Raw genomic sequence first — 22,740 nt, 5'->3', positions numbered from 1 at the left:
GAACAGCTCCTAGCCCGTAGTGGTGAAGTCCTCGTCGACGCGCAGGCCGGGGGCGGCCAGCCGCAGGGCGTCGCTCAGGGAGCCCGCGCGCCCGGCGTCCGCGACGCGTGCCGTCGCGGTCAGGTGTCCTTCGCGGACGACGCCGGTGAAGTCGGCGACGTCCCGGTCGAGCACCGCGCCGAGCAGCGCCGCGGCCACATCCGGAGTGATCGGCAGGCGTTCGCCCGCGGCAGGGGTGATCACGTCGGTGACCCGGTGGCCGGCGCTCAGCGCACGTACGGCGTCGACGACCTCCTGGCGTTCCGCGGCGGACCCGGCCGTGCCCGCCAGCACGATCTCGGACGACCGCACCGCGACCACGAGGTGGCCGGCGGGCGCGGGGTGCGCCGCGAGAGCCACCGCCGCGAGCAACGCCGGCACGACGAGGGCACCGACGAGGACCCGTTGCGGCAACTGCACGCGCCTGACCTACCTCATCCGGCCGTCCGCCTGCCACCACCGGAACCAGAACGCCCAGGACACCGCGTCCGAATTCACTCGTTCGTGGAAACCGCCACGGGTTCGCCCGCGGCGACCAGCCGCCAGTCCGTGCCGGTGAAGTCGCCGGGGTTCAGCACGCCCGCCGCCCTGACCCAGTCGATCAGCAGCTGGCGGATCTCCTGCTGCTGGTTGTGCAGCACGGGCGCGGACGCGATGTGCGGGAAGTCGCCGCCACCGGCCTGCCGGTAGTTGTTCACCGCCACCGCGAACTCGAGCCCGTCCACCGGCACGCCACCGAACCGGAGATCGACGATCCGCGAACCCACCGGCCGCGCGATGTCGATGTCGTAGGTCAACGGCGCGGTCAGCCCGTAGGCGATGTCGAAGTTGTAGTCCGGCACGTCGGCGGACAACTCGGCGACGGTGAACGGGCCGGCGCCCGACACCTGCGGGAAGTACCGGGCCGACTCCTCCAGGAGATCGCGCAGCTGCTCGCCGCTCAGCCGCACGCCGACCAGCGTGTTGTCGAAGATGTACAGCCCGGCGACGTCCCGGATGGACACCTCCCCGCCCGGGATCGCCGCCGCGCGGTTGAACGGCGCGCACAGCGACAGCACCGGCAGCGAGGTGGACTTCGCGATCTCCAGCGCCTGCACGTGGTTGATGAACCGCAACGCGGGCGTGTCCTCGAACCGCGACCGCGCGGCCGACATCGCCGAGGAACAGGTGCCGATCCGGGAGTTGACGTACGAGACGACCTTGGAGTGGTCGTGCCGCAGCAGCCGCACGATCCGCGGATCCTCCTCCACCGCCGCCGACGACAGCACGGACGAGCGCGACCCGGCCAGTTCCCAGCGCCCGTTGTGCTCCAGGTCGAACTCCATCACCGACAACCGCTTGCCCCAGTACAACGGCTCGGTCAGCAGCACCGGCCGCCCGGTGACCTTGTTCGCCACGAACCGCGCCGGGATCTCCACGTGCGCGTGCCCGACCAGCACCGCGTCGATCCCCGGCACGGTCTCGGCGACGAGTTCGGCGCAGTTCTCCGGAAACGGCACCTGGTCGCCCAGCGACGACGAGAGATCGGCACCGGAATGCGCCACCACGATCACGAGGTCGGACTTGCGCCGGATCTCCGGCACCCAGTGCAGCGCCTGCTCCACCAGCCCCGGAAACGTCAGCACGCCGTCGACGTGCGCCCGGTCCCACACCGCGATGCCGGGGTTGGTCAGCCCGAGGATCCCGACCCGCAACGGCGGCCCACCCGTGCGCCACACCGTCTTGACCACGTACGGCCGGAACGCGGGCAGGCCGGTCACCGCGTCCACCGCGTTGGCGGCCAGCAACGGGAACTTCAGCTGCCGCTCGAAGGTCCGCAGCACGGCCAACCCGTAGTTGAACTCGTGGTTTCCCAACGCCGCCGCGGTGTAGCCGATGGCGTTCATCGCGGCGGCCATCGGGTGCACGTGTGCGCGCGTGATCGGCTCGACCTTCGCGTAGTAGTACGCGAGCGGTGTGCCCTGGATGGTGTCACCGGCGTCGAGCAGCAACGTCCGATGCCGCCCCACGGCCGAACGCACGTTGTTCACCAGGGTCGAGATCTTCGCGAGCCCTACGTCGTTGTGGAGGAAGTCGTCGAACTCGCGGTCCAGGTAGTAGTCCCAGTTGAACAGGTTGCCGTGCAGGTCGGTCGTGCCCAACACGGTCAGTGTGAACGTGCGCAGACCGCTCACCTCCGGTTGTGATCGGGCGTTGAACCCGACCATAACCACTCACACTTGACCCACGTATTACGTGGCCGGTGGGGCCTGCCCGTTCCGGTGCCCGCGCTGACCAGGCTCGACGACGGCTCGAAGCCGCCGGCTCGCCGCCCTCTGTGGCGGCGATCACCGTCACGATGTCCCCTTCTCGACACCTTCGGCCACCGTGGCCGCACCGCCTGTGCCGGACCTGTGTGTGCCGTAGGCCTGAGCGTGCGCCGCGCTCACAGCTGGTACACAGGATCGGCGTTCACGATGGGAGCCATGCGCGCGATGAAGACCGAACTCCGCAGGCCGGACGGACAGCCGGTGCGGGTGCTCGTGGTCGACGACGAGTCGGCCCTGGCCGAGCTGATGTCGATGGCGCTGCGCATGGAGAAGTGGGACGTCCGCACGGCACTGGACGGGCAGACCGCGGTGAGGACCGCGCTGGAGTTCCGGCCGGACGTGGTGGTGCTCGACGTGATGCTGCCGGACTTCGACGGTTTCGAGGTGCTGCGCAGGATGCGCGCGGAGGCCCCGATCCTGCCGGTGCTGTTCCTGACGGCGAAGGACGCGGTCGAGGACCGCATCGCCGGCCTCACCGCGGGCGGCGACGACTACGTCACCAAGCCGTTCTCCTTGGAGGAGGTCGTGTTGCGGCTGCGGGCACTGCTGCGGCGCACCGGCGTGACCGACGCGGACGCGGGCACCCGGCTCGTCGTCGGCGACCTGTCGCTGAACGAGGAGACGCGCGAGGTCGAGCGCGGCGGCACCTCGATCGACCTGACCGCCACGGAGTTCGAGCTGTTGCGCTACCTCATGCGCAACCCGAAGCGCGTGCTGAGCAAGGCCCAGATCCTGGACCGCGTGTGGAGCTACGACTTCGGCGGCCAGGCGAACATCGTCGAGCTCTACATCTCCTACCTGCGCAAGAAGATCGACGCCGGGCGCACCCCGATGATCCACACGATGCGAGGCGCCGGATATGTCCTCAAGCCTACGTCCTAGGACGTTGCGGGCGCAGCTGGTCTCGGGCCAGATCGTCCTGCTCACGGCGCTGTGCCTGGTGATCGGCGGGATCTCGGTGCTCGCGCTGCACTCGTTCCTGATGACCAACCTCGACCGCGAGGTCACGAACCTCCGCCCGGCACCGCCGGGATCGCCGTACGGCCCGCGCGGGATCAACGCGGTGATCAGGCCGGACGGCACGATCCGCGGCACGGTGGAACTGCCCGGCTGGCAGGCGCCGCGCGCGCTCACCGAGGACGAGATCGCGGTACTGGAGGCCGCGCCGTCGGGCCCGCGCACCGTCGTCCTGGGGGACGCGGGCGAGTTCCGCGTGGTCACCGACAGGTTCGGGATCAAGGGACTGTCGCTGCAACCCGTCACGGACGTCGTGTGGCGGATGGTGTGGATCCTCGCCGGGCTCATCGTCGCGGGAGCCGCGGCCGTGGCGCTCGCGGGCCGGGTGGTCGTGCGGCGCGCGCTGGTGCCGCTCGACCGGGTCGCCGAGACCGCCACCCGCGTCTCCGAGCTCCCGCTGCACGAGGGGGAAGTCGCGCTCGCCGAACGCGTGCCGGAGGAGGACACCGATCCGGCGACCGAGGTCGGCAAGGTCGGCCTCGCGCTGAACAGGATGCTCGGCCACGTCGACCAGGCGCTGAAAGCCAGGCACGACAGCGAGACCAGGGTCCGGCAGTTCGTCGCCGACGCCTCGCACGAGCTGCGCACGCCGCTGGCCGCGATCAGGGGTTACGCCGAGCTGACCCGCAGAACCGGCGCGGACCTGCCGCCGGAGGTGACCCACGCGATGGGCAGGGTCGAGTCCGAGGCGCTGCGGATGACCTCGCTCGTCGAGGATCTGCTGCTGCTGGCGAGGCTCGACGCCGGACGCCCGCTGGAAAGCGAGGACGTCGATCTCTCCCGGCTGGTGCTGGACGTGGTCGGCGACGCCAGGATCGCGGGCCCCGACCACAGCTGGAAGCTCGCGCTGCCGGAGGATCCCGTCGTCGTGACCGGCGACGTGCAACGGCTGCACCAGGTCCTCGGCAACCTGCTGTCCAACGCCCGCACGCACACCCCGCCGGGCACCACCGTCACCACCGGCCTGTCCGTCCACAACGGACGCATCGACCTGACCGTCACCGACGACGGCCCTGGCATTCCCCAAGGCCTGGCGGTGTTCGAACGGTTCGCGCGCGGCGACTCCTCGCGCTCACGGGCGGCGGGCAGCACCGGTCTCGGACTCTCGATCGTCGCCGCCGTCGTCGGCGCGCACGACGGTGAGGTGTCGGTGGCGAGCGAGCCGGGCCGCACCACGTTCACGGTCTCCCTGGGCACAACGGGCTGATCCGCTACAGGCGGCCGGTGTCGGCGGGGAACACCTCCCCCGGCACCGGCGCCGCCACCTCGACCGGCACCTCGTCGACCCACAGCAACGGCAACAGGTCCGCACCCCGCCGCCACAACCACGGAATCCCCTTCAGCACCAACCAGGCCACGTGGTGCCACACCGTGAGCTCCCGCCCGCCCGAGCACTCCAGGCTGATCTCACCGACCGCGTGCCCGGCGGCGCGCAGCTCGGTGGCGAAGGCCCTCGCCAGCATCCGGTGACCGCGCTCGGACGGGTGCAGCCGGTCGACCGCCCAGGTCTCCAGCTCGTAGGCGCCGGGCAGCGTGTGCAGGTCGACGCAGCGAACCCCGTGCCGGGCCACCACCACGTCGACGACACGGTTGTACTCGTCGATGCGGTCCTTCAGCACGCGCCGCAACCGGCCGGGCAGCTTGAACACGCGTCCCTGGTCGTGAAACCGCACCGTGACAACGGAAACGCCGGCCGCGGTCAGCTCACGGCAGATGTGGTCGAGGTCCTCGTGCATCCGCCGCACCGAGAAGTCGGACCGCAGCGTGTCGTTGACACCGGCGATGACGACGGCCGCACTCGGCTTGTCGCGCAACGCCCGCGGCAGCTGGACACGTCTGACGTCGGCCAGCCGCGCGCCGGAGACGGCGTGGTTGCGGTAGCCGTTGTCCGGGTAGGCGGCCGAGAGGATCGGGCCGAAGCCGCGCCAGCCACCGGGAACGAGGTCGCCGATCCCGACCGCTGTCGAGTCACCGAGTAACACCAGCACGCCGAACAGCATCAGGTGGCCCGGTGATCCTGGAATGACGGTGTGGGAACGGTTCAGCGAAATGCAGGGTAAAGCGGGAGTTCGAGCGCCTCGGGGCCGTAGCGGTCGGCCAGTGCGCCGATCACCGCGTCGGCGTGCGACGCGACCGTCTTCTCGCCCAGCAACAACGCGTCCGACCGCAACCGGATCCAGCGGCCCGTCAGCACCACACTGCGCGGCGGCGAGTTGTCGACGTTGTCAGCGTTCGGCATGGGCTTGGACAACGCCCGCCACGTCGCGAGCCACACCCACAGCAGCTGGGCCTGCAGCAGGCGCGGTAAGAGCACCGCGTCGTCGTCCATCTCGGGCCACACCGACCCGACCTCGGCACGCCAGGCGGCGACCATGGCCTCGGACATGCCCGGCGGCAGACCCCAGCCGCACCAGCAGGACGGGAACGGCACGCGCAACGCGGCGGCGTCGAACACGATGTCGCGGACGCAGCCGCCCTCAAAGTCGACGAACCGGACACCGCGCGAGGTGACCAGGTGATTGTCCGGACAGGACGTCGACGGACTGAACGCACGGCGCCGCGAGGTGCTGAACGCCCGCGCGGCACCGACGGCGAACTCGACCGCCTGCACGGACGTCTCGATGCCCAGCGTGGACCCGAGCAGCGCCGGTAAGCCCGCGATCGCCGCGTGCACGTCGACCGCGATCGGATCCTGGCAGCACTGCGCGCCGGCGCGGCGCATCAACGCGTCGAAGTCCGCGTCCCTGCCCGCCGTGGTGGCGTGCAGGCGGCCCATCGCGTGTGCCCACGACAGCAGCCCTCGTTCGGCGGCGCGCGCGTCCATGGCGTGCAGCTTCTCGGACAGCCGCGGCGCACGGCCCAGGTCTTCCAGCACGACCAGACGCGACGCCGCGTCGTGCGCGAACAACTCCGGCGTCGCGCGTTCCTCGGCGGGAAGCGCGGTGAGGAGCTGGTGGCTGACCGCCTCGTGCGCCCACGGGTCCCGGTCGCCGCTGCCCGCCGGATAGCGCTTCACGACCAGCGTGCGCGGCATGGAGAACGGCGAGGAGGCGACTCTCACGCGAATGACGACGGAACGACCGGTACCCCCGAGTGCCTCGGGGTCGGCGAGGCGCACCTGTGCACCCAGTCGCCTGGTCAGTACCTGCTCGGCAGCCCCGACAGCTTCCGCGATCTCAGGAGAAGTCGTCTCGGGAGGGCCCGCGGTGATCTCCACGCTCATCCCCTCCGACCCTACTCCCCATGTCCGTGAGCCGGACCGAACGCTAATCCGGCCAGACCGCGGCCACCATCACTCGTTGGTAACGGCTCGGACCGCTCCCGGGAAGTCCGTAGATCATCCCCTGGACAGTGGACGTGTGGAAACACCATCCGTTGCCCCGCGCCTGCGGATCAACAGGACGAGCGCGGCCGCGAGGACAATACCGATCAAGTTGATGCCCAGTTGGGCAACCGCGGGACCGACCCTGTCCCACACTCCGAGAACCGCGGCCAGTGCGGCGTACCCGGCGGCGGGCACGGTGGTGACCGAGATGAACACCCCGACGAGCGCCGCCGACTTCGAGGACGTCATCGACAGCATGCCCGCCGCGCCCGCGAGCAGCGCCACGATCAGCGAGAAGATCCCGAACTGGTAGATGAACTCGACCTCGGTCCCGTTCAGCAACGTCTCGCGCTGCAGCAGGCCGAACCGCGCACCGAGCCACGTCAGGACCGCGGTGATCGCGATCGCCACCGGAAACCCGATCACGAGGGCCGCCACCGCCCGCCGCACCAGGTCCCAGCGCCGGGCGACGATGCCGACGGCGATGGCGGCGAGCGGCCCGAACTCGGGCCCCACGACCATCGCGCCGACCAGCGTCACCGTCGAGTCCGTCGCGATGCCGACGGCCGCGAGCAGGCACGCGATGGTGAGGAAGGCCTGGAACGTGACGCTCGGCCTGGACTCCTCGCCGGTCCGCGCGATCAGCTCATCCCAGACGATCGCGTCCGGCCCCTCGCCCGGCGCCTCCTCCTGCGCCCGGTCGGCGGCGTCGGACAGCGAGGTCTCGATCGTCTCGATCGTGATGCCGCCGTCGCGGTCGATCCCCAGCCCGCACAACGCGCCGACGACCTCGTCGACCGCCTCGCGCGCCACGTCCGCCGTGATCAGGTCGCCCTCGGGGTCGACCGCCGCGCCACGCAGGACCACCAGGTGGGTGGTTCCCGCGTGGTCGCGGAGGAGCTGCAGCGCGGCTTCGGACTGGTCCGCCGGGCAGACCACCCGCAGCCGCAGCATTACGCCTTCTCGGCCTTGTCCTGCGTCTTGTCCTGGGCCTTTTCCTGGGGCTTGGCGTCGACGCCCGCTTCCTTGCGCTGCTGGGCGGTGATCGGCGCCGGAGCCGCCGTCAGCGGGTCGTAGCCGCCGCCGCTCTTCGGGAACGCGATGACCTCGCGGATCGAGTCGACACCCGCGAGCAGCATGCAGAGGCGGTCCCAGCCGAGCGCGATGCCGCCGTGGGGCGGGGCGCCGAACTTGAACGCGTCGAGCAGGAAGCCGAACTTCTCCTGCGCCTCCTCGCCACCGATGCCCATCACGTCGAACGCGCGCTGCTGCACGTCCGCGCGATGGATACGAATCGAGCCACCGCCGAGCTCGTTGCCGTTCAGGATCACGTCGTACGCGTAGGCCAGCGCGTTGCCGGGGTCGGACTCGAAGTTGTCGATCCAGTCCGGGGTCGGCGAGGTGAACGCGTGGTGCAGCGCCGTCCAGTTGCTGCCGCCGACCGCGACGTCACCGGCCTCGAGCTTGTCGACCGACTCGAACATCGGGAAGTCGACGACCCACGCGAACGCCCACGCGTTCTCGTCGACCAGGCCGACGCGGTGCGCGATCTCGACACGGGCCGCACCCAGCAGGGCACGCGCGTCACGGGCCTCACCCGCACCGAAGAAGATGCAGTCGCCGGGGTTGGCGCCGACGGCCTTCGCGAGACCGTCGCGCTCGGCGTCGGTGAGGTTCTTCGCGACCGGGCCGCCGAGCGTGCCGTCCTCCTGCACGAGCACGTAGGCGAGACCCTTGTGGCCGCGCTGCTTCGCGAACTCCTGCCACGCGTCGAGCGTGCGGCGCGGCTGCGAGGCGCCACCCGGCATGACCACGGCACCGACGTACGGCGCCTGGAACACGCGGAACGTCGTGTCCTTGAAGTACTCGGTCAGCTCGGTGAGCTCCAGCTCGAAGCGCAGGTCCGGCTTGTCCGAGCCGTACTTCGCCATCGCGTCGGCGTAGGAGATCCGGCGGAACGGCAGCGGCAGCTCGACGCCCTTGGTCTCCTTCCAGATCGCGGCCAGCAGCTTCTCGGTGAGCGCGATGACGTCGTCCTGCTCGACGAAGCTCATCTCGATGTCGAGCTGGGTGAACTCCGGCTGGCGGTCGGCGCGGAAGTCCTCGTCGCGGTAGCAGCGCGCGATCTGGTAGTAGCGCTCCAGGCCACCGACCATGAGCAGCTGCTTGAACAGCTGCGGCGACTGCGGCAGCGCGTACCAGGAACCGGGACGCAGCCGCGCCGGCACCAGGAAGTCGCGCGCGCCCTCGGGGGTGCTGCGGGTCAGCGTCGGCGTCTCGATCTCGACGAACTTCTCGCCGTGCAGCACCTCGCGGGCGATGCGGCTGACCTCGCTGCGCAGCCGGATGGCCTTGGCCGGGCCGCTGCGGCGCAGGTCGAGGTAGCGGTGCTTGAGGCGGGCCTCCTCGCCCGGCTCGATGTCGCTCTCGACCTGGAACGGCAGCGGCGCGGCCTCGTTGAGGACCTCGAGGTCGCTCACGTAGACCTCGATCGCGCCGGTGGGCAGCTCGGGGTTCTCGCTGCCCTCGGGCCGCAAGCTCGTCTCACCGGTGACCTTGATGACGTACTCGCTGCGCAGCCGGTGCGCGCGCTCGGCCATCTCGCCCTCGCGGAACACCACCTGGGCCACACCGGACGCGTCACGCAGGTCGATGAAGATGACACCGCCGTGATCACGCCGGCGAGCGACCCACCCGGTGAGGGTGACGGACTGCCCGGCGTGCTCGGCCCGGAGTGATCCGGCCTCGTGCGTGCGCAACACGGTGGTGGCTCCTTGTAGACGAAGTCAGCTTTGGCGTCAAGGCTAGCCGGAGCCACCGACAGATTTTCACGCAGGTCGGATCGCGGGTCCCACCTCTGGACGCCACAACGGGAAAAGGCCGCGACGCAGGTCGCGGCCTTCCCGGTTTCAGTCAGCTCACGCGGACGGCGCGAGGTACAGCAGGCGGTTCGGCGAGCCCGAGCCCGGGTTCGTCACCTTCGACGGCGTGGACTGCCCGATCAGGTACGAGGCGACCTGGGCCGGCGTCGCCGCGCGGTTCGTCGAGAGGTAGCGAGCGGCGGCACCCGCGACGTGCGGGGCGGCCATCGACGTGCCCGAGATGGTCCTGGTGGCGGTGTCGGACGTGCTCCAGGCCGAGGTGATGTCGCGGCCGGGGGCGAAGATGTCGAGCACCGAGCCGTAGTTCGAGAACGACGAGCGGGCGTCGGTGCGGTCGGTGGAGCCGACCGTGATCGCCTCGGTCACGCGGGCCGGGGAGAACCCGGACGCGTTGGCGTTGGAGTTGCCCGCCGCGACCGCGACGGTCACGCCCTTGGCGACGGCGTTGCGGACCGCCGCGTCGATGGTGGCGTTGGCGCCGCCGCCGAGCGACAGGTTCGCGACGGCCGGCTTGACCGCGTTGGCGGCCACCCAGTCGACGCCGGCCGCGACGCCCGCGAGGGTGCCGGAGCCGTTGTTGTCGAGGACGCGGACGGCGACGATCCGGGCGGCCTTCGCGACGCCGTACTGCGAGCCCGCGATGGTGCCGGCGACGTGCGTGCCGTGGCCGTTGCCGTCCTGGGCAACGTTGTCATTGTCCACGAAGTCACGGCCGTTCGCGGCGCGGCCACCGAACGTGGAGTGGCTGATGCGCACACCGGTGTCGACGACGTACGCGGTCACGCCGCTGCCGGTCGAGGTGTAGCTGTAGGACTGGTTGACCGGCAGGTTGCGCTGGTCGATGCGGTCGAGACCCCATGACGGCGGGTTCGTCTGCGTGGCCTGCGTGCGCACGACCTGGTCGGCCTCGACGAACTCGACGGACGGGTCGGCGGCCAGGCGCTTGGCCTGCTTCTCGGTCAGCTTCACGTTGAAGCCGCCGAAGCTGGTGTACTCGCGCTCCACCTTCGCGCCGAACCGCGAAGCGAGGGCGTGCCCGTTCGCCTTGCCCTCCTTCAGCTTCACGATGAAGCTGCCGGTGATCTTCTCGGGCGAGCCGAGGGAGAGCACCTCGCCTTCGGCGGCGGAGGCGTTGGGAACCATCAGAACCGACATGGCGAGGGTCGCCGCGCCGGCACCGGCCAGGAACCGGATCTTTCGCGTCATGAGTCGCATTCCGTTCTTTGCAGGGGAACGAAGCGCTTCCGACGTTATGGAGAGATCCGGTTCCTGCCAAGGGCGTCCTAAATATTAAGACGCTGTTGTATTGCCGAACAATTCACCATTCACAGGGATGGTGGCCAGTAGAGGATACGAGTGACGGGTGGTGTCCCCGGCGTGCCCGTGGTAACCAGCGCGCGCTCGACCTGCGCGGGCGTGGCGGCACGGTGGAACTCCAGGTACCGGGCCGCGACACCGGCCGCGTGCGGTGCGGCCATGGAGGAACCGCTCAGCGTCGCGGTCGCCGTGTCGTTCGTGTTCCAGGCCGAGGGAATGCTGACGCCCGGAGCCCAGATGTCCACCAGCGGACCGTAGTTCGACGACGGGGACTTGGTGTCGTTCTGCGTCAACGCACCCACGCAGATCGCCTGCGAAACCCGTTGTGGCGACGAGTTCACGGGATCGGTGTTGCTGCCGCCCGCCGCGACCGTGTACGAGATGCCCGAGTCGATCGACTTCTTGACCGCGGCGTCCAGTGCCGCGGAAGCGCCGCCTCCCAGCGACATGTTGGCCACCGCGGGCTTGACCGCGTTGCGCGTCACCCAGTCGACGCCCGCGATGACACCGGAGATCGTGCCGGAACCGGACCCGTTGAGCACCCGGACGCCCCACACCGTCGCCTGCTTCGCGACGCCGTGCTTCGCGCCCGCGGCGATGCCGGCGACGTGCGTGCCGTGACCGTTGTCGTCCTGCGCGATCGCGTCGTTGTCGACGGTGTCCCAGCCGTTGCGCGCCCGGTTGCCGAAGTCGGTGTGCGTCACGCGGAGACCGGTGTCGATCACGTAGATGTTCACGCCACGACCGGTGCTCGTGTACTCGTAGCGCTGGTCGAGCGGCAACGCGCGCTGGTCGATCCGGTCCAGGCTCCACGGCGGGTTGAGCTGGACGCCGTTGGCGTGCACGATCCCGTCACGCTCCACAGAGGACACATTGGGATCGGCCTTCAGCGCCCTGACCTGGGCGGAGGTCAGCCGGGCGCTGAAACCGTCGAACACTTCGGTGTACCGGTGCTCGACCGGGCCGCTGAACGACGACACGGTCCCGTCCCGCAGGACCACGATGTAGGAGGACGTGGCCGCGGACGCCGGGGCGACCACGACCGCTGCCGCGACGGCGGCGACTGCCAGCAGGGCTCTCACAGGCAGGCTTCCTTTCGTTCGCAGGGAAAACGGCCCCGGCTTGCAGGAGCCGGGGCCGCACATCTTCGCCGCGGGGAACTCGATCGGGACTATTGGCGGCGTAATAGGCCCGAGATCTGAACTTTCCGGGTTCGCCAACGACCCGAAACCGCCGATCGGCTGTACCGCACTCCCTTTGTGGCCGATAGCCTTCCGATCTTGACTCCGTGAAACGGAGGAGTGATGCTCACGATTTACCCACCGCGTGAGGAGCTCGCCGACCTGCTGGTGACGGGTCCGTTCGCGGACGCGTTGCGGGTCGCGATCCAGGTGCGCGGCCTCAGCCTGGAACGGTTGCAGCACCGGCTGAAGGTGCGCGGGGCGCCGATCAGCGTCACGGCGCTGAGCTACTGGCAGTCAGGCCGGCGCAGGCCCGAGCGGCCAGAGTCGCTGAGGGCGCTCGCGCATCTGGAGAACGTGCTCGGGCTGCCGGAGGCGGCCCTGTCGAGGCTGCTGGGCCCACCCCGGCCGCGTGGTCGTTCCCGCAGGCGGGAGACGTCGGCGCGGACGCCGTGGGACGGCTCCGGACTGGTGGTGACGGCCCAGCACGACCGGGTCGACGTCGCGCCCTGCGGCGGGGTGCGCGGCGTCCGCTCCCGGCAGGTCATGCAGGCGCGTTCCGCGGGCGTGGACCGCTGGGTCCTGTGCCAGGAAACGGGTTCGGCGCAGCCCGCGCTCACGGCCGTGCGTTCCTGCCGGGTCGGCCGGATCGCGCGGGAACGCACCAACGGCGTGCTCGTCGCCGAGCTGTTGTTCGCCGAACCGATCTCCCCCGGCGACTCGATCGCGATCGAGTACGAATTGATCTATCCCCATCCGACGGTCGAGCACACGCATTTCCGGCGGTTCGCCGAACGCGTGCACGACTACGTGCTGGAGATCAAATTCCCGGCCGGGTCACCGCCCGCTTCCTGTGAGCAGTTCTCCTCCGGCCCGGCGGGCGCGGAAATGGTCGGCGGCGCCCGCCCGGCCCCGGTGGACGACGGGGGCTACGCGCACGCCGCCGCGCTCGACTTCGGTCCTGGCCTCTACGGAATGCGCTGGACCGCGCCGGCGAGCGCCCCGGGGTCGTGAAAACCCCCGAGATCGCGGTGTGTCAGTAGGAGCGGGGCAGCTTCAGCGAGTTCTGCGCGACGAAGTTCAGCACCATCTCCCGCGAGACGGGCGCGATGCGGGACAGCCGGGACGCGCCGAGCATCGACGCCAGCCCGAACTCGCGGGTCAGGCCGTTGCCGCCGTGGACCTGGACCGCCTGGTCGACGGCCGCCGCGATCGCCTCGCCCGCCGCGTACTTGGCCATGTTCGCGGCCTCGCCCGCCTCCTTGTCGCGGCCCGAGTCGTAGAGCGCGGCCGCCTTCTGCGTCATCAGCCGCGCGAGCTCGACCTCGATGTGGATCTTCGCCAGCGGGTGGGCGAGGCCCTGGTGCGCGCCGATCGGGGTGTCCCAGACCGTGCGCTGCTGTGCGTAGGCGACGGCCTTGCCGATCGCCAGCCGCGCCGAACCGGTGGCCATGCTCGCGCCCATGATCCGTTCCGGGTTGAGGCCCGCGAAGACCTGCAGCAGCCCCTGGTCCGGTGAGCCCACGACGGCGTCGGCGGGCAGCCGCACGTCGTCGAAGAACAACGTGAACTGCTTCTCCGGCATCACCAGGTCCATGTCGATCTCGTGCCAGGTGAAGCCCTCGGCGTCCGTCGGGACGACCACGAGCACCGGCCCGGTCTGCTGGATCGCGACCACGAGCACGGCGTCGACCTCGTCGATGCCGGAGATGAAGGTCTTGGTGCCCTTGAGGATCCAGTCGTCGCCGTCCCGCCGGACGTGCGTCCTGAGCTGGTGCGCGTTGGAACCCGCGTCCGGCTCGGTGATCGCGAACGCCATCTTCAGCGTGCCGTCCGCGAAACCGGGCAGCCACCGGGACTTCTGCTCACTCGTGCCGAACCGCGCGATCACCGTCGCGCAGATCGCCGGCGACACCACCATGAGCAGCAACGGGCATCCCGCCGCCGCCAGCTCCTCGCACACCGCCGCTAGGTCGCCGATGCCGCCGCCACCGCCGCCGTACTCCTCGGGCACCGCGACGCCGAGGTAGCCGAGCTTGCCGGCCTCCTCCCACAGTTCGGTGGTCTTCTCCCCCGCGCGGGCCTTCGCGGTGAAGTACTCGTCGCCGTACCTGGCACCGAACTCGGAGACGGCCTTGCGCAGCGCGATCCGCTCTTCGGACTCGACGAAGCTCACTGTTCCTCCACTACGGCCAGGACGTCGCCGGCGTTGACCTGCTGGGCTTGCTGCACAAGGAGTTCGGTGACCGTGCCCGCGTTGGTCGCGAGCACGCGGTGTTCCATCTTCATCGCTTCCAGCACCAGCAGCTCGGCACCGGCTTCGACCACGTCGCCCTGCCGCACGCCGACCCTGACGACCGTGCCGGGCATCGGGGCGACGGTCGCCCCGGGAGCGAGCTTCGTCTCCGGTTCGGGGAAGCGCGGCACGACCGTCAGCGACACCGAACCGCGCGGCGAGTCGACCTCGACCGCGTCGCCGTACCTGCTGACGTGGAACGGAACGCGCACGCCGTCGAGGTCGAGCACGACGGTGTCCGTGGTGGCCTGCTCCGGGTCGTACTCGACCTCGACCAGTTCCTCACCGAACAGGAACTTCGCCGCCGGCCGCTGGGACCGCACGTTGCGCCAGCCCAGCGGCAGGTGCCCGATCCGGCGGCCGGCCGCGAGCGCGAGTGCTGCGGCGAGCGCAAACGGTTGCGGGTCAACGGTCCCGGTGAAGTCGTGCTCGGCGAGGAACCCGGTGTGCGTGTCACCGTCGAGGAAAGCGTCGTTCTGCAGGATGTCCACGAGCAGTTGTCGGTTCGTGACGAGGCCGTGGATCCGCGCGCTCGCCAACGCCGTCGCCAGCTTGCGCGCCGCACCCGCACGCGTCGGCGCGTACGCGATCACCTTGGCCAGCATCGGGTCGTAGTGCACGGAGATCACGGAGCCGTCCTCGACACCGCTGTCCAGCCGGACGTCGCCGGGCACGTGGAACCGGTGCAGCGTCCCGCTCGCCGGACGCCAGCCGTGCGCGGGATCCTCGGCGTAGAGCCGGACCTCGATCGCGTGCCCCCGCGGTTCCGGCGCCTGCGCGGGCAGCCGGGCGCCCTCGGCGATCCGCAGCTGCCACTCGACGAGGTCGACGCCGTGGACGAGCTCGGTGACCGGGTGCTCGACCTGCAGCCGCGTGTTGACCTCCAGGAAGTGGAAGTCCTCGCCCTTGAGCATGAACTCGACGGTGCCGGCGCCGACGTACCCGATCGACTCGGCCGCCGCGGTCGCCGCCGCGAACAAACGCTTGCGCACGTCGTCGTTCACCGCCGGGCTGGGCGACTCCTCGACGATCTTCTGGTGCCGCCGCTGGATCGAGCACTCGCGCTCGCCGAGCGCCCAGATCGTGCCGTGCGCGTCCGCGAGGATCTGCACCTCCACGTGCCGCGCGTGCTCCAGCAACGGCTCGCAGAACACCGTGGGGTCACCGAACGCCGACTCGGCCTCCCGCCGCGCGCTCGCGAGCGCATCGGCGAACTCGGCCTTCTCCCGCACGATCCGCATACCCCGGCCACCGCCACCGGCCGACGCCTTGATCAGCACCGGGAACTCGGAGACCGTCTCCGGGTCCAGTTCCGGCAGCGTCGGCACCCCCGCGGCGGCCATCCGCTTCTTCGCGGCGACCTTCGACCCCATCGCCTCGATGGCGTCCGGCTCCGGCCCGACCCAGGTCAACCCTGCCGCCTGGACCTCGCACGCGAAGTCCGCGTTCTCGCTCAGGAACCCGTAACCGGGATGGACGGCGTCCGCACCGGCCCGCTGAGCCGCCTCGACGAGCAGGTCGGCTCGCAGGTAGGTCTCGGACGGCGCCGCGCCCGGCAACCGGACCGCGAGGTCGGCCTCCCGGACGTGCGGGGACTCCGCGTCCGGATCGGAGAACACGGCCACGGTCCGGATGCCGTTCGCCTGACACGTGCGGATGATCCGGCGGGCGATCTCGCCGCGGTTGGCGATCAGGAGAGTCTTGATCACGGGGCTCACATCCGGAAGACGCCGAAGCCGTCGGCGCCCTTGATCGGTCCACTGTGGACAGCGGAGAGGCACAGGCCGAGCACGGTCCTGGTGTCGCGCGGGTCGATCACGCCGTCGTCGTAGAGCTTCCCGGACAGGAACGGCGCGAGCGACTGCTCCTCGATCTGCGCCTCGACCATCGTGCGCATGGCCGCGTCGTGCTCCTCGTTGTACTCCTGCCCCTTCGCGGCGGCGGCCTGCCGTCCGACGATCGACAGCACGCCGGCGAGCTGCGCGGGCCCCATCACGGCTGACTTGGCGTTGGGCCAGGTGAAGAGGAACCGCGGGTCGTACGCCCGGCCGCACATGCCGTAGTTGCCCGCACCGTACGAGGCGCCCATCGTGATCGTCAGGTGCGGCACCCGGCTGTTGGACACCGCGTTGATCATCATCGAGCCGTGCTTCACGATGCCGCCCTGTTCGTACTGGGCACCGACCATGTAGCCCGTGGTGTTCTGCAGGAAGACCAGCGGCGTGTCGCTGGAGTTGGCCAGCTGGATGAACTGCGTGGCCTTCTGCGACTCCTCGCTGAACAGCACACCGCGCGCGTTGGCGAGGATGCCGACCGGATAGCCGTGGACGCGGGCCCAGCCGGTGACGAGGCTGGTGCCGTACAACGGTTTGAACTCGTCGAACTTCGAGCCGTCGGCCAGCCGCGCGATGACGTCCCGCGGGTCGAACGGCACGCGCTGGTCCTCGGAGACGATGTCCAGGATGCTCTCGGCGTCGAACAGCGGCTCTTCGACGGGCGCGGGTTCCGGCCCCAGCTTGCGCCAGTTCAGCCGCGCGACGACCCTGCGGGCGAGCCGGATCGCGTCGGTCTCGTCCTCCGCCACGAAGTCCGCGAGCCCGGACGTGGCGCCGTGCATCGTGGCGCCACCCAGCGACTCGTCGTCCGCGTCCTCCCCGGTCGCCATCTTGACCAGCGGCGGCCCGCCCAGGAACACCTTCGAGCGATCCTTGATCATGATCACGTAGTCGGACATGCCCGGCACGTACGCGCCACCGGCCGTCGCGTTGCCGAACACCGCCGTGACCGTCGGGATGCCCGCGGCCGACAGCCTGGTCAGGTCGCGGAACGCCCGGCCGCCGGGGATGAAGATCTCGCTCTGCGTCGGGAGATCCGCTCCGCCCGACTCGACCAGGCTGACCAGCGGCAGCCGGTTCTGCAGCGCGATGTCGTTGGCCCGCAACGACTTCCGCAGCGTGTACGGGTTCGACGAACCACCGCGCACCGTCGGGTCGTTCGCGACGATCACGCACTCGACGCCCTCGATCCGCCCGATGCCGGTGACCACGCTGGCCCCGACCGGGAAGTCGGTGCCCCAGGCGGCGAGCGGCGACAGCTCGAGGAACGGGCTGTCCTCGTCCACGAGCAGCTCGACCCGTTCGCGGGCAAGGAGCTTGCCGCGCCGGTGGTGCCGCTCGACGTACTTCGGCCCGCCTCCCGCGAGCGCCTTGGCGTGCTCGGCGTCCAGCTCCGCGATCTTCGCGAGCAGCGCCTCCCTGTTGCCCATCAGGCGAACCCCAATCGTCGTGCCGCGAGCTCGGTCATCACTTCACTCGCCCCGCCCCCGATGCCGAGGATGCGGGCGTCCCGGTAGTGGCGCTCCACTTCGGACTCGCGCATGTACCCCATGCCGCCGTGCAACTGCACCGCCGCGTCGACCACCTCGTCACAGGCCTCGACGGCGGCGTTCTTCGCGAAGCAGACCTCGGTGACGCAGTCCTCGCCGCGGTCGACCCTGGCCGCGACCTCCCGCGTGTACGTCCGCGCCAGGTCGATCCTCTGCGCCATCGTGGCCAGCCGGTGGCTCACCACCTGGCGCCTGATCAGCGGCTTGCCGAACGTCTCGCGGTCGCGGACCCACTCGACGGTGAGGTCCAACGCCCGTTGCGCCGTCGCGTACGCCTGGACGGCCATCGTGATCCGCTCGACCTGGAACTGCCGCATGATCTGCACGAAGCCCTGGTTCTCCTCGCCCACCAGGTTCTCCGCCGGCACGCGCACGTCGTCGAAGTGCAGCTCCGCGGTGTCGCTGCAGTGCCAGCCCATCTTGTCGAGCTTGCGCCGCGTGAACCCGTCCTCGATGACGAGCAGCGAGATGCCCTGGTAGCCCTCGCCGCCGGTCCGCACCGCGGTCGTGACGAAGTCGGCCCGGCAGCCCGAGGTGATGAACGTCTTCTCGCCGTTGACGACGTAGTGGTCGCCGTCCCTGACCGCCGTGGTCCTGATCGCCGCGACGTCGGAGCCGGCGCCGGGTTCGGTGACGGCCAGGCTGCCGATCTTCTCGCCGCGGATGGCGGGCTTCGCGAACCTCTCGATCAGGTCCTCGTCGCCGCTCTGCCAGATGTGCGGGATCGCGATGCCGAGCGTGAACAACGCGGCCATCAGCCCCGACGACCCGCCGTTCTGAATGACCTCCTCGGTCAGCGCCACCGTGTCGAGCAGGTCGCCGTGCTCGAACCCGATGCCGAGCAGGTCGAGCTCCGCCGCCTTCTTGTGCAGCTCGCGCGGAACCTCGCCGGCGCGCTCCCACTGGCCTAGGTGCGGCGCGATCTCCTTGCGCGTGAAGTCGCGGACGAGCTGCCTCAGCTCTGTCCGCTCGTACAGATCCTTCGTGATCACAGGAGCTCCTCCGGGATCTCGACTTCCCTGCTGCGCAACCACTCGCCCAGCGCCTTCGCCTGCGGGTCGAACCGCGTGCTGCTCGCCACCCCGTCACCGAGCAGGCCGTGCAGCACGAAGTTGAGCGCCCGGAGGTTCGGCAGCTCGTACCTGCTGACCTCACCCGCCTCCGGCAGCAGCTCCTTGAGCTTCTCGGTCGTCAGGAAACCGTTGAGCCACTTGAAAGCCTCGTCGGACCGAACCCACACACCGAGGTTCGCGTCACCACCCTTGTCGCCGCTGCGCGCACCGGCGACCGTTCCCAGCGGCGCCTTCACAGCACCACCGCCTTGGCGCTGACCTCGTCGCGGTGCACGTACGCGGCCTGGTAGACGCCGAACGGCGTCCCGTCACTCGGAGGCGCCGTGACGTGGAACCCGGGATAGCTCGCCAGCGCCAGCTCGATCGCGGCCCGGCTGAACCCCTTGGCCCGCTGGGGATCCGTCGTCTTGATCGTGACGTGCAGCAACGCGCTCGCCTGCTCCTCGGTGGCCGCGTCCCGCTGGTCGGTCCTCGCCAGCGTCCAGGCCAGCCCGTCCTCGCCGATGGCGTTGTGCAGCTGCCGCTGGACGAGCTCGGCCTTCCGGTCGATGTCGAGTCCGGTGAGGACGAACGTCGTGGAGTTCCTGAACCCACCCAGCGTGTTCAGGCAGACCTTGAGCGTCTCCGGCGGCGGACTGCCCTTCACTCCGCTGATCCGGACGCCCCTGGGGTGCTCGTCCAGCCGGATCGTGTCGAAGTGCGTGGTGACGTCCGGCCCCAGGTACTCCGGCGCGCCGATCTCGTACAGCAGCTGCGCCGTGACGGTGTCGACCGTGACCGCGCCGCCCGTCCCGTCGTGCTTGGTGATCAGGCTCGACCCGTCCTCCTCGATCTCCGCGATCGGAAACCCGGGCCGGGTCACGTCGATCTCGGTGAAGAACGAGTAGTTGCCGCCCGTCGCCTGGGTCCCGCACTCCAGCACGTGCCCCGCGACCGTGGCGCCGGCCAACCGGTCCCAGTCATCGCGCGCCCAGCCGAAGTGTGCCGCGGCGGGCCCGACCACCAGGCTCGCGTCGGTGACCCGCCCGGTGACCACGACCTGCGCGCCCTGCTCCAGGCACTCCGCGATCTCCCACGCGCCGAGATAGGCGTTGGCGGTCAACGCGTCCGGGAACCGCCCCTTGAGGTCGTCACCCGTGACGTACCCGACCTTGGCGCCGAGCTTGCGCGCGAGCCCCTCGGGGTTGAGCCCGCCCGCGTTGACCACGATCCGGACGCCCTGGTCGAGCGCCAGCGCCAGGCAGTCCTCCATCTGCCGCAGGAACGTCCTGGCGTAGCCCAGCGAGGAGTCCTTCATCCGGTCGCGCCCGAGGATGAGCATGGTCAGCTCGGCGAGGTAGTCCCCCGTCAGCACGTCGAGCTCGCCGCCTTCGAGCTGCTCCCGCATCGCGGACAGCCGGTCGCCGTAGAACCCGGAGGCGTTGCCGATCCTGATCACCGGCCGCCTCCGGGAGGTCCCGCGAAGGCCTGCGCGATCGGCACCCACTCCCGCGCCACCGGCCCGGTGGCCTCGATCGCGAGCTCCTTGCGGCTGCGGCGCTGCGTCACGAGCCAGGCGAAGTCCAATGCCGGCCCCACGACGCGGTTCTCGGCGTCCTCCGGTCCCCAGGTCCACGACTCGCCACCGGGCCCGGTCAGCTCGACCCGCACCTCGGCGTCCGGCACCGCCAACCCGTTGAGCAGGAACGCGAACCCCATCGTCCGCACACCGATGTGGCACACGTGCCTGATCCGCGCCGTGGGCTCCCGCACCACCCCGAGCGCGTCCGCGACGTCCTGCCCGTGCGCCCAGGTCTCCATGATCCGCGCGGTGGCCATCGACGCCGGGCTCATCGGCGGCCCGAACCACACGATCTTCCCGGACGCCCGCGCGAGGTGCTCCCGCAACGCGGCCCGGCTGTCCCGCCACAACCGCAGCAGGTCCGGCAGCGCCGCCGCCTCCGCCGCGGTCGTGTCGACGATGTCCGCGGTCAGCGGCTGCGCCTGGAACGCCTCCGGGTCCGTGATGGCGAGGATCGCCGCCTTGTCCGTCCACATGAGATGGCCGATCTGGTGCCCGACCGTCCACCCCTCGGCGGGCGTGGGCACCGTCCAGTCGTCCACACCGGCGACCATCTCGTCCAGTGCGCGCGACTCGGCGTCGAGATCGGCCAGCAGTTCCGTGATCACAGCTGCTCCTCCAGCATCCTCGCCCAGTACCGCACGACGTGCGCGCGGCGTTTGGCGTCGTCGCCGAGCTGGTTGGCGAGTGCCAGCCCGCGCACCAGGTCGAGCGTCGCCTGCACGGCGTCCTTCACGCCGGGCCTGGTGTCGTCCACGTCGAGCAGCTCCAGCGCGAGCCCGTACACCTCGCGCCCCAGCCGCGCCTGCAGCTCGAGCACCTGCTCGCGCAGCTCCGGATCGGTGCGCGCGGCCACCCACAGCTCCAGTGCCGCGGTGAACAGGTCGCTGGCGTGGAAGTCCGCGATCAGCTCCACCACCGCGTGCGTGCTCTTCTCGGCGATCTCCGCGCGCCGCTTGAGCACCTCGACGCTCTCCGCGCCCACGTGCTCCACCGCCGCCGCCACCAGCTCGCCGCGGGTGCGGAAGTGGTGCAGCTGCGCACCCCTCGACACCCCGGCCCGCTCGGCCACCTCGGTCGTCGTCGTGCCGGACCAGCCACGTTCCACCAGGCACGCCACGGTGGCCTCCATCAGCTTCCGCTTGGTCTCGCGGGTGCGGTCGGCCTGGCGCTGCCTCGTCTCCACGCCTCCGAGTGTTCCGGCCCACAAACAAACAGTCAAGCCTGCTTGTAAATATCGCTGCTAGCGTCCGCCTCGATGAGCATCGTGAACAGACTGAGGGCCGCCGGCTGCGTGTTCGCCGAGGAGGAGGCCGCACTACTGGAGGAAGCGGCCACCGACCGCGAGCACCTCGAAGAGCTGGTCAGGCAGCGGATCGACGGACTGCCGCTGGAGCACGTCGTCGGCTGGGCGATGTTCTGCGGGCAGCGGATCGTGGTCACCAGGGGTGTGTTCGTGCCACGCCACCGCACCGAACTGCTGGTCGACCTCGCCACCGACCTGAAGCCCGCCGTCGTCGTCGACCTGTGCTGCGGTTCCGGCGCGGTGGGCGCGGTGCTGCGGCACCGGCTGCCGGACGCCGCGGTCTACGCGGCCGACATCGACCCCGTGGCGGTCGAGTGCGCGCGCCGGAACCTCCCGGACGTGTTCGAGGGCGACCTCTTCGACGCCCTCCCCGCAGACCTGCGCGGGCGGATCGACGTCGTGGTCGCCAACGTGCCGTACGTGCCGACCGGCGACATCCCGTTCATGCCGGTCGAGGCCCGCGACCACGAGGCCCGAGTGGCCCTCGACGGAGGCGCGGACGGCCTCGAGATCCTGCGCAGAACGGCAATTCAAGCCGCGGCCTGGCTGCGGCCGGGCGGACAGCTGCTGAGCGAGACCAGCGAACGCCAGGCCCCCGCCGCACTCGCCGCCTTCACGGCCGCCGGACTCGACGCCAAGCTCGTGACCAGCGAAGACACAAATGCGGTGGTGGGCAGCGCCTAACTTCCGTACAATGTACGGTATGTCGTACGACGAGGTCATGCAGTGGTTCGAGAAGTGGGACGCGCTCGCGGTCGAGGGCAACGTCGAGGCGATGGCCGACATGGCGCTGTTCCCGATCAACACGGTCACCGACGGTTCGGCGACGTCGTGGGACCGCGAGACGTTCCTGAAGGAGATGGGGGCCCAGCTGGGCGGTGACGTGCAGATGGAGTCCACCAGGACGCCGCACTTCATCAACGACAACCTGGTCTTCGTGATCACCGACGGGACGATCAACGGGATCACGGTCCGCTACGGCGACCTGCTCACGAGGGTCGGCGGCGAGTGGAAGTTCCAGACGATGGCCCAGGGCGGCTGGGCCTAGC

At 70.3% G+C, this 22,740-nt stretch carries 19 protein-coding genes and 1 pseudogene; 5 read left to right on the top strand and 15 right to left on the bottom strand.

All coding sequences use genetic code 11. From position 1 onward, the window contains the following. Positions 1–9 precede the first annotated feature (9 nt). Both ACRSBM_RS08250 and ACRSBM_RS08245 read right to left on the bottom strand, forming a co-directional pair. Positions 10–459, bottom strand: a complete 450-nt coding sequence (locus ACRSBM_RS08250; protein WP_434441392.1) for a hypothetical protein — start codon at positions 457–459, stop codon at positions 10–12. 74 nt (positions 460–533) lie between these two features. After that, positions 534–2,183: a bifunctional metallophosphatase/5'-nucleotidase gene (locus ACRSBM_RS08245; RefSeq protein WP_434453014.1), complete on the bottom strand. Its 1,650-nt coding sequence runs from the start codon at positions 2,181–2,183 to the stop codon at positions 534–536. A 321-nt stretch (positions 2,184–2,504) separates the two neighbouring features. Between ACRSBM_RS08245 and ACRSBM_RS08240 the strand changes: the two genes are divergently transcribed. After that, complete coding sequence (locus ACRSBM_RS08240) at positions 2,505–3,230, top strand: response regulator transcription factor (protein WP_434441390.1); 726 nt, start codon at positions 2,505–2,507, stop codon at positions 3,228–3,230. Continuing rightward, positions 3,208–4,572, top strand: a complete 1,365-nt coding sequence (locus ACRSBM_RS08235) for a sensor histidine kinase (RefSeq protein ID WP_434441387.1) — start codon at positions 3,208–3,210, stop codon at positions 4,570–4,572. The genes ACRSBM_RS08240 and ACRSBM_RS08235 overlap by 23 nt, the downstream gene beginning before the upstream one ends. A gap of 4 nt (positions 4,573–4,576) precedes the next feature. On the opposite strand, the gene ACRSBM_RS08230 is transcribed toward ACRSBM_RS08235, so the two are convergent. The 6 genes from ACRSBM_RS08230 to ACRSBM_RS08205 form a co-directional block, all read right to left on the bottom strand. Beyond that, on the bottom strand, positions 4,577–5,353 hold the full coding sequence (locus ACRSBM_RS08230; protein WP_434441384.1) for an SGNH/GDSL hydrolase family protein: 777 nt from the start codon (positions 5,351–5,353) through the stop codon (positions 4,577–4,579). A gap of 53 nt (positions 5,354–5,406) precedes the next feature. Then, positions 5,407–6,588, bottom strand: coding sequence for a hypothetical protein (locus ACRSBM_RS08225; RefSeq protein ID WP_434441381.1), 1,182 nt, complete (start codon positions 6,586–6,588; stop codon positions 5,407–5,409). Positions 6,589–6,702: 114 nt separating this feature from the next. Beyond that, positions 6,703–7,644 carry a DUF389 domain-containing protein gene (locus tag ACRSBM_RS08220; RefSeq protein WP_434441378.1) on the bottom strand — a complete coding sequence of 314 codons (942 nt, stop codon included), beginning with the start codon at positions 7,642–7,644 and terminating at the stop codon, positions 6,703–6,705. Further along, a complete protein-coding gene (gene aspS, locus ACRSBM_RS08215) occupies positions 7,644–9,452 on the bottom strand; it encodes an aspartate--tRNA ligase (protein WP_434441375.1) in 1,809 nt (602 codons plus the stop codon). Before aspS ends, ACRSBM_RS08220 begins: the two co-directional genes overlap by 1 nt. 156 nt (positions 9,453–9,608) lie before the next feature. Further along, a complete protein-coding gene (locus ACRSBM_RS08210) occupies positions 9,609–10,787 on the bottom strand; it encodes a S8 family peptidase (protein WP_434441372.1) in 1,179 nt (392 codons plus the stop codon). 110 nt (positions 10,788–10,897) lie between these two features. Continuing rightward, the gene (locus tag ACRSBM_RS08205; protein ID WP_434441369.1) at positions 10,898–11,971 is read right to left on the bottom strand and encodes a S8 family peptidase; all 1,074 of its coding nucleotides are present in this window, start codon (positions 11,969–11,971) and stop codon (positions 10,898–10,900) included. 222 nt (positions 11,972–12,193) lie between these two features. Between ACRSBM_RS08205 and ACRSBM_RS08200 the strand changes: the two genes are divergently transcribed. Continuing rightward, positions 12,194–13,084, top strand: coding sequence for a helix-turn-helix domain-containing protein (locus ACRSBM_RS08200; protein ID WP_434441366.1), 891 nt, complete (start codon positions 12,194–12,196; stop codon positions 13,082–13,084). 22 nt (positions 13,085–13,106) lie between these two features. Here the strand turns inward: ACRSBM_RS08200 and ACRSBM_RS08195 are convergent, their stop codons facing one another. From ACRSBM_RS08195 to ACRSBM_RS08165, 7 genes and pseudogenes are all read right to left on the bottom strand, one after another. Further along, on the bottom strand, positions 13,107–14,246 hold the full coding sequence (locus tag ACRSBM_RS08195) for an acyl-CoA dehydrogenase family protein (protein ID WP_434441363.1): 1,140 nt from the start codon (positions 14,244–14,246) through the stop codon (positions 13,107–13,109). Beyond that, positions 14,243–16,075, bottom strand: a complete 1,833-nt coding sequence (locus ACRSBM_RS08190; RefSeq protein WP_434441360.1) for a biotin carboxylase N-terminal domain-containing protein — start codon at positions 16,073–16,075, stop codon at positions 14,243–14,245. The genes ACRSBM_RS08195 and ACRSBM_RS08190 overlap by 4 nt, the downstream gene beginning before the upstream one ends. A 5-nt stretch (positions 16,076–16,080) precedes the next feature. Then, positions 16,081–17,631, bottom strand: coding sequence for an acyl-CoA carboxylase subunit beta (locus ACRSBM_RS08185; protein ID WP_434441357.1), 1,551 nt, complete (start codon positions 17,629–17,631; stop codon positions 16,081–16,083). Further along, a complete protein-coding gene (locus tag ACRSBM_RS08180; RefSeq protein ID WP_434441354.1) occupies positions 17,631–18,743 on the bottom strand; it encodes an acyl-CoA dehydrogenase family protein in 1,113 nt (370 codons plus the stop codon). The genes ACRSBM_RS08185 and ACRSBM_RS08180 overlap by 1 nt, the downstream gene beginning before the upstream one ends. Next, a pseudogene (locus tag ACRSBM_RS08175) lies at positions 18,740–20,211 on the bottom strand (acyclic terpene utilization AtuA family protein). The gene ACRSBM_RS08180 and the pseudogene ACRSBM_RS08175 overlap by 4 nt, the downstream one beginning before the upstream one ends. A 47-nt stretch (positions 20,212–20,258) precedes the next feature. Then, on the bottom strand, positions 20,259–20,993 hold the full coding sequence (locus tag ACRSBM_RS08170) for a TIGR03084 family metal-binding protein (RefSeq protein WP_434441352.1): 735 nt from the start codon (positions 20,991–20,993) through the stop codon (positions 20,259–20,261). Continuing rightward, positions 20,990–21,517: a TetR/AcrR family transcriptional regulator gene (locus tag ACRSBM_RS08165; protein WP_434453013.1), complete on the bottom strand. Its 528-nt coding sequence runs from the start codon at positions 21,515–21,517 to the stop codon at positions 20,990–20,992. Before ACRSBM_RS08165 ends, ACRSBM_RS08170 begins: the two co-directional genes overlap by 4 nt. Before the next feature lie 126 nt (positions 21,518–21,643). Here ACRSBM_RS08165 and ACRSBM_RS08160 point away from each other — a divergent pair, with 126 nt between their 5' ends. Both ACRSBM_RS08160 and ACRSBM_RS08155 read left to right on the top strand, forming a co-directional pair. Next, on the top strand, positions 21,644–22,375 hold the full coding sequence (locus tag ACRSBM_RS08160; RefSeq protein WP_434441349.1) for a putative protein N(5)-glutamine methyltransferase: 732 nt from the start codon (positions 21,644–21,646) through the stop codon (positions 22,373–22,375). 19 nt (positions 22,376–22,394) lie between these two features. After that, positions 22,395–22,739, top strand: coding sequence for a nuclear transport factor 2 family protein (locus ACRSBM_RS08155; protein ID WP_434441347.1), 345 nt, complete (start codon positions 22,395–22,397; stop codon positions 22,737–22,739). Position 22,740: the final 1 nt, after the last annotated feature.

The organism is Lentzea xerophila (assembly GCF_051094245.1).
GTDB lineage: Bacteria > Actinomycetota > Actinomycetes > Mycobacteriales > Pseudonocardiaceae > Lentzea > Lentzea xerophila.
Note: the sequence above shows the minus strand (reverse complement) of the source record. Positions and strands in the feature narration are given on the sequence as shown.

What these genes read in the sequence shown, in the direction of transcription:
- ACRSBM_RS08240 (WP_434441390.1), top strand. Translation starts at nt 2,505, where the DNA reads ATGCGCGCGATGAAGACCGAACTCCGCAGGCCGGACGGACAGCCGGTG.
- ACRSBM_RS08235 (WP_434441387.1), top strand. Translation starts at nt 3,208, where the DNA reads ATGTCCTCAAGCCTACGTCCTAGGACGTTGCGGGCGCAGCTGGTCTCG.
- ACRSBM_RS08225 (WP_434441381.1), bottom strand. Translation starts at nt 6,588, where the DNA reads ATGAGCGTGGAGATCACCGCGGGCCCTCCCGAGACGACTTCTCCTGAG.
- ACRSBM_RS08220 (WP_434441378.1), bottom strand. Translation starts at nt 7,644, where the DNA reads ATGCTGCGGCTGCGGGTGGTCTGCCCGGCGGACCAGTCCGAAGCCGCG.
- ACRSBM_RS08210 (WP_434441372.1), bottom strand. Translation starts at nt 10,787, where the DNA reads ATGCGACTCATGACGCGAAAGATCCGGTTCCTGGCCGGTGCCGGCGCG.
- ACRSBM_RS08200 (WP_434441366.1), top strand. Translation starts at nt 12,194, where the DNA reads ATGCTCACGATTTACCCACCGCGTGAGGAGCTCGCCGACCTGCTGGTG.
- ACRSBM_RS08185 (WP_434441357.1), bottom strand. Translation starts at nt 17,631, where the DNA reads ATGGGCAACAGGGAGGCGCTGCTCGCGAAGATCGCGGAGCTGGACGCC.
- ACRSBM_RS08165 (WP_434453013.1), bottom strand. Translation starts at nt 21,517, where the DNA reads ATGGAGGCCACCGTGGCGTGCCTGGTGGAACGTGGCTGGTCCGGCACG.
- ACRSBM_RS08160 (WP_434441349.1), top strand. Translation starts at nt 21,644, where the DNA reads ATGAGCATCGTGAACAGACTGAGGGCCGCCGGCTGCGTGTTCGCCGAG.
- ACRSBM_RS08155 (WP_434441347.1), top strand. Translation starts at nt 22,395, where the DNA reads ATGTCGTACGACGAGGTCATGCAGTGGTTCGAGAAGTGGGACGCGCTC.